5 protein-coding genes are annotated in these 4,506 nt (G+C 73.9%); 2 read left to right on the top strand and 3 right to left on the bottom strand.

What is annotated here, in order from left to right:
• Window positions 1–854 (bottom strand): CoA ester lyase (locus tag ND748_RS25980; protein WP_251748753.1); only part of this gene is annotated, 854 nt, incomplete at its 3' end.
• Window positions 855–1,241: 387 nt separating this feature from the next.
• Here ND748_RS25980 and ND748_RS25975 point away from each other — a divergent pair.
• Together ND748_RS25975 and ND748_RS25970 are read left to right on the top strand one after the other, a co-directional pair.
• Window positions 1,242–1,829 carry a flavin reductase family protein gene (locus ND748_RS25975; protein WP_251748751.1) on the top strand — a complete coding sequence of 196 codons (588 nt, stop codon included), beginning with the start codon at window positions 1,242–1,244 and terminating at the stop codon, window positions 1,827–1,829.
• Window positions 1,830–1,891: 62 nt separating this feature from the next.
• Window positions 1,892–2,275: a limonene-1,2-epoxide hydrolase family protein gene (locus tag ND748_RS25970; RefSeq protein ID WP_251748749.1), complete on the top strand. Its 384-nt coding sequence runs from the start codon at window positions 1,892–1,894 to the stop codon at window positions 2,273–2,275.
• Window positions 2,276–2,454: 179 nt separating this feature from the next.
• Here the strand turns inward: ND748_RS25970 and ND748_RS25965 are convergent, their stop codons facing one another.
• Together ND748_RS25965 and ND748_RS25960 are read right to left on the bottom strand one after the other, a co-directional pair.
• Window positions 2,455–3,138 carry a TetR/AcrR family transcriptional regulator gene (locus ND748_RS25965; protein WP_251748748.1) on the bottom strand — a complete coding sequence of 228 codons (684 nt, stop codon included), beginning with the start codon at window positions 3,136–3,138 and terminating at the stop codon, window positions 2,455–2,457.
• Between the two features lie 287 nt (window positions 3,139–3,425).
• A complete protein-coding gene (locus ND748_RS25960; protein WP_251748754.1) occupies window positions 3,426–4,343 on the bottom strand; it encodes an LLM class F420-dependent oxidoreductase in 918 nt (305 codons plus the stop codon).
• Window positions 4,344–4,506: the final 163 nt, after the last annotated feature.

Here is a 4,506-nt window from a genome sequence, read left to right as displayed (position 1 = left end):
AGCACCGCCCGGGCGCGGGCGACCTCCTCGGGGCCGGCGGTGAACGTCTCCCGCACGGTGGCGATCTGCGCCGGGTGGATGACCCACTTGCCGTCGTAACCCAGCTCGCGGGCATGCTCGGCGGCCGCGCGCAGCCCTTCGTCGTCCGCGGTGCCGAGGTAGGGCCCGTCGATGGCCCGCAGGCCGTGGGCACGCGCGGCGGTGAGCACCTGGTCCTGCACGTACAGCCAGCGCTGCGGCGGGGTGCTCGGTGCCCGGCCCAGCGACGCGCCGAGGTCGGCGTAGCCGAGGATCAGGCCCTCCAGCCGGCCGCCGTGCGCGGCGATCTCCGACACCCGCGACAGACCCTCGGCACTCTCGATCAGCGCCTGCACGCGAACGGGCGCCGTGCGCCCCGTCGCCGCGATGATCCCGTCGAGCAGCCGCTCGACGAAGGCGAGATCGCCCGCGTCCGACACCTTGGGGATGACGAGCGACAGCGGCCCGTCGCCCGCCGCCACGCAGGCGGCGATGTCGAGATGGCACCACGGCGACCGGATCGCGTTCACCCGGACGGACACCCCGAGGCCCGCCCGGGGCCCCGCGAGGACCTCGGCGAGCACACCGGCCAGCAGCGCGCGGGCGTCGTCCTTGCGCTGCGGCGCCACCGCGTCCTCGAGGTCGAAGACGAGCTCGTCGGCGCCCCGGTCGAGGGAGCGCAGGATCCGCTTCTCCTCCGTCGCGGGCACCGACAGGATCGCCCGGCAGCGTCCCGCGCCCCCGCCCGGCCCGTCGTCCCCCGCGCCCACGGGGTCGCCGTCGGCGCTGCCCGTGATCCGCCCCTCGTCGTGCTGCCCCGCCGGGTGTCCCGACACCTCACCACTCCCTCGGACCTGGCGCGTCCCTCGGAGCTGGCGCGCCGGCCACTCACAGCCGTGACGTTTTCGTCAGACGCACGATACATTTCGGCCCGGTTCGCCCGCTGCTCCCGACCGCTGGTACCCGCGGCTCGACCCGACCCGAGGTGCGCCGGGAGCTCGTGTACGAGCCGTCAGAGAGGGGCGCCGACCCCTTGCAGATCATGCCACAGGTGGCATAACGTGCCACCTGTGGCAGGTCACGCCGCTCTCGTTGCCGGACGAGCCGGCGCGGCCGCCGTTCACGACGTTCCGCCTGCGGCGGCCGGCGGGCAACCGGACGACGCCTCCCCGCCGCGGCCATGCCCGCCCGGCCCCCGTGCCGGCTTCACGCGAGGAGTCCCGATGACGTTGGACCTGAAGGCAGCCGCTTCGACGCTGAACGGGCTGCGGCCGTTCCCCGTCGCCGTCACCACGATCCTGAACGGCCGGGCGAACGGCCTGATGTCGCTGTCGGCCGGCGCCGCGAGCATCGTGCCCGAATCGCCGCGCGTGACGATCAGCCTCACGAAGTACAACCTGACCCACGACCTGGTCCTCGAGTCCGGTGTCTTCGCCATGCACCTGCTGGCGGCGACCCCGGAGGAGCAGTTCGCGATCTCCCTCGACATCCTCATGGGCCTGGGCGGGAGCTCCGGCCGGGACGGCGACAAGATCAGCCAGTTCCGAACGAAGCCGGGCGTCACCGGCACCCCGATCCTGCTCGACGCGCTCAGCTACGTCGAGGGACGGGTCGTCCACTCCCTCGACATCGACGAGAGCACACTGTTCGTCGCCGACGTCGTCGCCGCGGAGCAGCTCCACGACGGCGAGCGGCTGCGCGTCGGCCCGGCCTGGGGCGCCCTGCCCAAGGAGTGGATCGAGCAGTACGACCGCAACCACCACCCCCAGCTCGAAAGCGCGCGCAAGTACCGCGAGCAGGCCAGGTCCTGACGCCCCGGGCCCGGCCTCGCCGCCGGACCGCCGCCCCCATCGACCCGATCACGGGAGTATGAGTGAGCGACAAGCACGAGCTTCTGGTCCGCCAGTTCCTCGACCGGCTGGTCGAACGGGACTATGACGCGGCGGCCGCCGCCGTCGCCACGGACGCCCGCTACCACGTGAGCGCGTGGCAGCCGGCGGTCGTCGGACGTCCGGCCATCCGCGCGGAGTTCGACCGTCAGGCCGCCCTCTACTCGGCGTTCCAGTACGAGCTGGTCACGGTGGCCTCGACCGACACCGTGGTTTTCACCGAGCGGCTCGACCGCCTCACCATGGGCGGACGGTCCGTCGTCCTGCACTGGTGCGGGGTGTTCACGTTCGACGCCGACGGCCTGATCTCCGTGATCCGCGACTACTACGACATCAAGGAGCTGGAGCAGGCCCTGGCGCCCGCCTGACCCGGCGTCCCGCGCCCGGCGCGGACACGCGACGATTCCCCGCGCACGGCCTGCCGAGGCCCTGCGCGGGGATTCGTCGTCCGGGGTCGGCGATCGACAGCTGGGGCGGCGATCGGCTGGGGCGGCGATCGGCTGCAGGGTCGCGATCGGCAGCGGCCCGGCAGCCAGAGCACGCCGGGCTAGCCGCGACCGGGCGTTCCGGTGACCGCCGGGGCCGGTCCGGGGCCCAGGCCGCCGCCGAGCAGGTCGAGCGCGTCGAGCAGGTGCGACCGCAGGCTTCCCCGGCGCGCCGTCCAACGGCGGGAGCCGACGACGAGTGCGGTGGCGGCGCTGATCCCGGCCAGCTCCGGCCACAGGTCGTCCGCGGCGAGGCCCGCCCGCTGCGCCAGGGCCTCGGTGAGCATCGGACTGGTGACGGTGACGACAAGCTGCTGGACCCGCTCGTTGCCGTAGCTGTGGGCCATGGCGCGCTGCCAGCGGCGCAGGTAGTCGTTGGTTTCCCCGGTCAGCGCGTCCACGGCGTTGCGCAGCGCCGCGAACGGCGCCTCCGTCGGCGGGCGGCGGCCGGTCTCCTCGGCGATCGCCGTCGCGAGCCGGACCGGCAGCGCGGTGAGGATCATCTCCTTGCCCGGGTAGTACCGGTAGAAGCTGCGCACCGACACCCCGGCGGCAGCCGCGATCTGCTCGACGGTGACCTCGTCCATCGGCCGGGTCGTGAACAGCTCCAGCGCGGCCTGCTCGATGAGGTCCGCGGCCATCGCACGGCGGCGCGTCGCCAGGGTCGCCGACAACCGCCCGTTGCCGGCCGTCTCCTCCACCGGGCGGATCCGGCTGTTGCCGCCCGCGTCCACCGCCGGTGTCACGCCGCCGCCCCGGGGCCGGACCCCGCACGGACCGGCACGCGGACCTCCACCGTCTCAAATCCCCCTCGTCGGACCCCGTCAGCGCCCCCGGCGCCACCGGCATGCTTACGCTGCCAGTCACGGCCGGTCGTCACCACAGCCGGGCCTCCATCGTACGGACGACGATCCCGTCGCCCCGCGGGCCGGACCCGCCCTCGGCCACCAGCCGTCACCGGCCGTCTGCCGCCCGCCGTCTGCCGCCCGCAGGCGAGACGGCAGGCGAACGGCAGGGGGGCAGGGGGGAGGGGCTAGCGGACGAGGGCGGCGAGGGCGGTGCCGATCCGCTCGACGTCCTCCCGGAAGGCGGCCAGGCTGCGGCTGGTCGGCTCGATGGTGATCCACGTGACGCCGGCGTCCTCGTACGCCCGGTAGGACGCCGCGACGGCGCGGGCGAAGGCGTCGACGTCCGGCAACAGCTCGGCCTCGTACGGCACGAACGACACGTCCAGCGGGGCCGCCCCGGCTTCGGCGCGCCGATCCTGTACCCCGCGCACGGCCTCGGCCAGGGCCGCCACGTCCTCCATCGGCGGCGTCTTGGTGATCTTTGCGACGGCGACGGACTGCCCCATCGGCATCCAGCCGTCGGCGAGGGTGACCGCGCGCCGCCGCGCCGCGTTGCTGTTGCCGCCGATCCAGATCGGGGGGCCGCCGGCCTGCGCCGGGCCGGGCAGGGAGGTATGCCCGTGCAGCGGGAACGTCGGGTCGTCCCGGTCGACGCTGCGGCCCGTCCACACGGCCCGCATGGCCGGGATGGCCGCGTCCAGCAGGCGCCCGCGCTGGGCGAAGTCGGCGCCGAGCGCGGCGAACTCGGTCTTCAGGTAACCCGCGGCGACGCCCAGGGTGAGCCGCCCGCCGCTGAGCCGGTCCAGGCTCGCCGCGGACTTCGCCAGCAGGTACGGGCTGCGGTAGCCGGCGACCGCGACGTAGGTCATCACCCGCAGCCGGGTCGTCGCCGCAGCCAGGAAGCTCAGCGAGACGAACGGGTCGAACGAGTGATGCCCGCCGTTGGCGAGCCAGGCGTCGTCGGGAATCGGATGCTCACTCATCGAGACCGCGTCGAACCCGGCCTCCTCCACCAGCCGGCCGACCTCGGCCAGGTCCGCGTCCCCGATCCAGCGGTCGTAGTGCTTCACCGCGCGCATCGGGAACATCAGGTTCAGGCGCATGGACACCCTCCGTCGTTGCCTTCCGCAGACCGGGCGGTCCCACGGGCTCTGCCGTCGTACACCGGGAACCGAGCGGTCCCACGGGACGTCGTACACCGGGAACCGAGCGGTCCCACGGGACGTCGTACACCGGGAACCGAGCGGTCCCACGGGACGTCGTACA

It is taken from the genome of Frankia sp. AiPs1, from assembly GCF_023716945.1.
Taxonomy (GTDB): Bacteria; Actinomycetota; Actinomycetes; order Frankiales; family Frankiaceae; genus Frankia.
The sequence above is the reverse complement of the archived record's forward strand: the minus strand, read 5'-3'. Positions and strand labels throughout refer to the sequence as shown.